The organism is Pseudoalteromonas sp. S3431, from assembly GCF_000690035.1.
GTDB lineage: Bacteria > Pseudomonadota > Gammaproteobacteria > Enterobacterales > Alteromonadaceae > Pseudoalteromonas > Pseudoalteromonas fuliginea.
This window is the reverse complement of the sequence record NZ_JJNY01000146.1, coordinates 1-4,392: the sequence shown is the minus strand read 5'-3', so window position 1 is coordinate 4,392 and position 4,392 is coordinate 1. Positions and strand designations below refer to the sequence as shown.

At 36.4% G+C, this 4,392-nt stretch carries 4 protein-coding genes; 2 read left to right on the top strand and 2 right to left on the bottom strand.

Annotation, left to right across the window (positions count from 1 at the left end):
* Positions 1-147 precede the first annotated feature (147 nt).
* Positions 148-1,029, bottom strand: a complete 882-nt coding sequence (locus DO88_RS00065) for a CPBP family intramembrane glutamic endopeptidase (protein ID WP_033031598.1) — start codon at positions 1,027-1,029, stop codon at positions 148-150.
* A gap of 512 nt (positions 1,030-1,541) precedes the next feature.
* Between DO88_RS00065 and DO88_RS00070 the strand changes: the two genes are divergently transcribed.
* Together DO88_RS00070 and DO88_RS00075 are read left to right on the top strand one after the other, a co-directional pair.
* The gene (locus DO88_RS00070) at positions 1,542-2,030 is read left to right on the top strand and encodes a DUF3658 domain-containing protein (protein ID WP_008137482.1); all 489 of its coding nucleotides are present in this window, start codon (positions 1,542-1,544) and stop codon (positions 2,028-2,030) included.
* A gap of 133 nt (positions 2,031-2,163) precedes the next feature.
* Positions 2,164-3,981, top strand: a complete 1,818-nt coding sequence (locus tag DO88_RS00075; RefSeq protein WP_008137480.1) for a serine hydrolase domain-containing protein — start codon at positions 2,164-2,166, stop codon at positions 3,979-3,981.
* A 97-nt stretch (positions 3,982-4,078) separates the two neighbouring features.
* Here the strand turns inward: DO88_RS00075 and DO88_RS0118505 are convergent.
* Positions 4,079-4,392 (bottom strand): group II intron maturase-specific domain-containing protein (locus tag DO88_RS0118505; protein ID WP_033041253.1); only part of this gene is annotated, 314 nt, incomplete at its 5' end.

Genomic DNA, 4,392 nt, shown 5'->3' with positions numbered 1-4,392 from the left:
AAAAATTTTTAACGACGTTATAGTGAAATTTAATTCGTTAAATTGTTCAAAGATTTATGCAGGTTAGTATAAAGTAGTAAATTACTAACAAAATCAAGTGCGGGCAATGTTTACTACTAAGTAAATTGTTAGCATTTGTAAATGTATTTAGATTTTACTGAGCATAGGGTAAGTAAACAAAAAGAAGTGGCAAACGTTCACCAACCAATGGCATAAAATAGCCCACTCTAAGCGCTGCGTTCTATAAAAAATATAGCCGTATCCTAAGCCTGCTATAAACGAGACCAGCACATAGTTAATGCCTCCTGCAAAATGTGCCAAAGCAAAAATACCAGCCGTAATTAAAGGAGCAAGTAACGCTAAACGGGTTGGTGTAATAATTTGGCTAAGCTTAGTTTGTAGTAAACCTCGAAATAAAGCTTCCTCGGCAACACAGGTAAATAAAAGATTAATAGCAATAAAGGCTAACCAAAAGTCGGGCACTTTTGGGTTAAAGCTTACAAGTCCAAGCATTAAAGCCGCTATGAGCGTAGCTAAAACAGTAGCAATAACTATTAAAATGGGTTGTTTAACGTTTAATTGACCCGCTTTATTAGAGTCTGCTTTTAAAGGCCTTTTATTTGAATCTAAGTTTGAAAAAAAGTAAGCACAAAGAAATAACCCAGCCATAGCTTTATCAAAATTAGCATAAAGGGTAAAAGTAATCGCATCGCTGGTAATACGCTCGTTTATAACAATAGGGAGGTTACTAAAACCAGGCACCCAATGAAGTGCTAATGCTAATGAGGTAATAACAAAAACAGTACCTAATATAGTGCGTATTATTGCCCGCTTTGTATTTAGCGCACAGTAGTATAAAACAACGTAAAGCCCAGTGCTCAGCAGAGCATATAAATTTATATAACCTTCAGCATAAGCACTTACAACACTTAAAGCTACTAAGTAGTGCCAAAGGGGTTGTCGTATTATAAGAATATTGCAGCGAGAAAAAACACATAATATTGACAATGCCAGAATATAAAAAGCCATTTATTTATCATTTTCTAGTGTTAAGTACTAAACAATAACGTGCAATTTTGTATTAATAAACCATTATATTTTCACTAATCGGTACTGTCATCGTTGGTGTGTGTTTATAGATTTAATGAACAGGCTTATCTTATTAAACAGACAGTAATGAGCGATAAGTAGCTAGGCAGTACTTACGTGTATGAAATTAAAATTTGATCTTGGTCAGCCTATAAAAAGCAACTTCCAAAGCAGTACTTGTTATTAGTAACACCGTCTTTTGTTATCAATTTAGTTGGTTGCCTAGGTTAATAAATGCTGTGAATACAGACAGTGATTGTTGTTTTGTCCAATATTACTGATCTCCACCATTTTGGTGTATTTTTGCACTGATTAAAAATAATTTTCATTTAACCAATTGTTTACATATGTTTATTTGATGGTTAAGATAAATGCATTGTAATATGGACATTTGTCGGTTTATAAAACGACAAATGTCGTAGACAAAATTGTTATGTTTCTAGGAGTATTTCGTGTCAGCCGATGAAGTTATGAATGAGCAACTGAATCAATCTATTCGTTTGATAGAGCAAGTTATGGAACAAGCTTATTTCACATCAAAAGAACGAGATATTAGGTATAGTGTTGGTGGCTTAGGTCGAACTATAGGTCTAATTAGAGAATTTCAGGAACAAATTTACCACCAATTTCCAGACTTAAAAACAGAAATTAAAATTAGTTTAGATCCGCCTTTGACAGCAGAGCAAGCAGAGGTTTGTTCGAAGTTATCTCCGGATGAATTAGATAAAATTGACGGATTTTTGTTATCGAACACTAGGTCTAAATTTCGGAAAGTAGCGCGTGTTATAGGCATATCAATGCAAAATGAACTTGATTCATTTAATTTGCCAGATCTTTTTTATGCGGAAAGAATAAAATCTTTGGTAAAGCGTGGAAAGTTAGATTCACAAGGAAATCTTGGTGCTATGAGGTTTAGTGAAGTTAAATTACCTGATATGTAAATCGAAACATAACAAGAAAATCAACAAGGACACGTAACAGTTGGCTACGTTTCGCTTCGCTACACAATTTTAGCCAACCATTACTTAGCCTGTTATTTTGGCGTTAAAGCGCTAGTCGTATACTGAGAAGTTGATGCACCCAAAGTTCTTATCATTATTTTTAGTTTTGTTTTCATTAAATATTGCTTATGCCGAAAGCGATACTCATATTGAAACCGAAATCCAAAATACTATCGACACTGAAGATATTGTAGGATTATCTTGGTCAACAATTTCAAAGGGGCATGTTGAGGTTGGTAGTGTTGGATATGCAAATATTTCAAAACTTGAACATATGATGCCTGCACAAAAAATGCATGTAGGCTCAGTTACCAAATCGGTTCTGGCAATGGGCGTTCTCCATTTAATATTTGAAGGAAGACTCTCATTAGATAGCAATATTGAAGCACTATTGCCAGGATTGAACTTCGACAATGTTTGGCATCATCGTTCACCTATCAAGGTCAAAAACTTACTCGATCATACTGCTGGATTAGACAATATCAGGATGTGGCAGTTACTAAGCACTAAACCTTTGCCAAATACGCCACTTGGAAAAGCTTTTGAATCAAGCAGACAAAACTTATTAAAGATTAGAACTGAACCAGGAACGCAATACTCATATTCCAATATGGGATATACATTACTTGCAATGGTTATAGAAGCTGTAACTAACCAGCGTTATGAAGAGTTCCTCGATGACAACCTTTTAGCCCCTTTAGAAATGTATGACAGTAGCTTTGAGTTTATCAGCCAACAAGGTCAGTACGCCGATCCTTTATTAGCGATGGGCTATCATGAAAATAATGTTACTCAAATTGCTGTGTCTAGCTATCTTAGACCTGCGGGACAATTCACAACTACCGCCCCTGACATGGCTAAGTTTATGAATTTTATTTTGAATGAAGGCAAAGTAAATGGTCAAAATTTTGTAAAACCTGAGCATATGAAAATGCTTACTAATCCTTTCAACACTAAAGCTCATATAGAAGGCCTGAATATTGGGCATGGGCTTGCGTTTGCTAATAGAGATCGGCATAACGTGCTTGGCATGTGTCATCCGGGTACAACATTTGGATTTAGAGCCTATATTTGCCTTTTTCCAGATGAAAAAAAGGGATTTTTTTACGCCGCTAACACGGATAACGAAACTGCCGACTATGAAAAGTTTAATAAATTATTTATCAATAAACTAAGCGTGGCGTCAGCGTCTATTGCAGAGAGCACGGGAAAGGGAACAGGGTTGTCAAAGTTGGAGGGCATTTATCTACCATCCCCAAATAACATGGCAGAATTTGAATTCATTGATATGCTTTTCAATTTTATTTGGTTAGAACAATCAAACGAGCACCTTCTAATGAAGTCATTGCAAAATGCCGATAGGCGCTTAATTCAAGTCGGCGATCACTTATTTAGAGATGTTAACAGGACACAAGCTTCCCATGTTTTCTATTGGGATAGTGAGAGGAGATTGTTTCTTAGTGATGGTCTTAAAACGTTTAAGCAAGTTTCAATTATAGCATTGGTACTTTATTGGTTAAGCTTAAGCTTTGGTCTAATAGGACTGTTTTATATATTTTTAGTCGGATTAATTAGGGTCATTAAACGAGACAAAGAAAGCTTCGTTCGAATAAAATGGGGATTTATAAACCTACTATTGTTCAGCTTTCCTGTATACCTCTATGTTCAGCAATCCTTTCTACAATTTGGTGATATTACAGCGGCAAGTGTTTCCTTGGCTTTTCTTTCAGGAATTTTGCCACTAACACTGTTATTTTCTTTATGGATTTCTCTAAGAGTAAAATTACAAAGTAAACTAATTAAATTGGATGTTGCGGCAATTTTGATATCGGTACAATTAGTTTTAGTATTGGTTTTCTGGGGGCAGCTCCCCGTTATATTTTGGCAATAAAGAGTAGCGCTTTAATCGGGTAGCCGGAGGTCTCTAACCTCCAGCCCCCACACCACCCATCATGCGCTTTTTATTGACAGGAAGTGCAATGGGCGGTTCATCTCCCGTAATGAATATTGATCCAAATACCTCTCAATGACACTAAACCTTGTGACGCTAAATAGTCATTGCCTAGCGCAATGTTAATTCCTTTTGTTTTCGAGCTTCGATAAGGCCCTTTGCTGGTGATACCACAGGCTATGGCGAGTCGTTCGCTAACCCCCAGCTTTATTAAACTGCGTACTTTCGTGCGTGGTTTACGCCATTGCCGCCAGTAGCACATTCTTATCCTACGGCGGATCCAATGATCTAAATCCACCGTTAACTGATAAGCGTTGGCTATTAGGTAATAGGGTAATCCCCCCATTTTTA